The organism is Oleiphilus sp. HI0080 (assembly GCF_001635135.1).
The window spans coordinates 1-877 of record NZ_LWFU01000078.1 but is presented as its reverse complement, the minus strand read 5'-3'; the positions used below and the strand labels follow the sequence as shown (position 1 = coordinate 877).

At 40.5% G+C, this 877-nt stretch carries 1 protein-coding gene; it reads right to left on the bottom strand.

Annotation, left to right across the window (positions count from 1 at the left end; translation table 11 throughout):
• Positions 1-858 (bottom strand): MBOAT family protein (locus A3751_RS01055; protein ID WP_197466079.1); only part of this gene is annotated, 858 nt, incomplete at its 3' end.
• Positions 859-877: the final 19 nt, after the last annotated feature.

Genomic DNA, 877 nt, shown 5'->3' with positions numbered 1-877 from the left:
ACGAACATTCCGAGACATCACCAAAATCATCCCGTGAAAAGCCCCCCAAAGAACAAAGTTCCAAGCAGCGCCATGCCATAAACCACCTAATAACATAGTTAAAAGAAGGTTTCGAGCGGTGAAGAACCTACCACCGCGATTACCACCTAAGGAAATATAAAGGTAATCCCTCAACCAACTTGACAAGGATATATGCCAACGCTTCCAAAAATCGGAAGGCGTTTGAGCAAGATAAGGGCGATTAAAGTTGATTGGCAAATGAAAACCCAATATCAAAGCTATCCCAATAGCGATGTCAGAATATCCCGAGAAGTCACAATAGATTTGAAATGCATACGCATAAAGCCCTACAAGTAAATCCCAACTAGAGTAATTCTCTGGATTTGCAAAAACAGCATCCACAACAAGGTATGCCAGCAAGTCAGCAACCACTATTTTCTTAAACAAGCCAAGAAAAATAAGCCATAGCCCTAGGTTCACATTTTCTTTAGAAAGACTTAGTTTTGCATGTAACTGAGGAAGAAAATCTTTCGCTCTGACAATCGGTCCCGCGACCAACTGAGGAAAAAAAGAGACGAACACGGCGAACTTTACGAATGAGTTTTCATGAGAAATATTACGCCGATATAAATCAATAGAGTAACTTAGCGTTTGAAACGTGTAGAAAGAAATACCTACAGGCAACAGAAGCTGGTGATATAACTCCGGCATGTCTATTCCGAGCAATGCCAAACCCTGCTTACTTACATCAATGAAGAAATTGTTATATTTGAAGTACGCTAGTATTCCTAAGTTAACTGTCAGGCTTATCAACAATAAACCTTTACGCTGTCTGGCAGTTGCGCCTTCTTTATCCATCTGCTTGCCAACTAAGAAA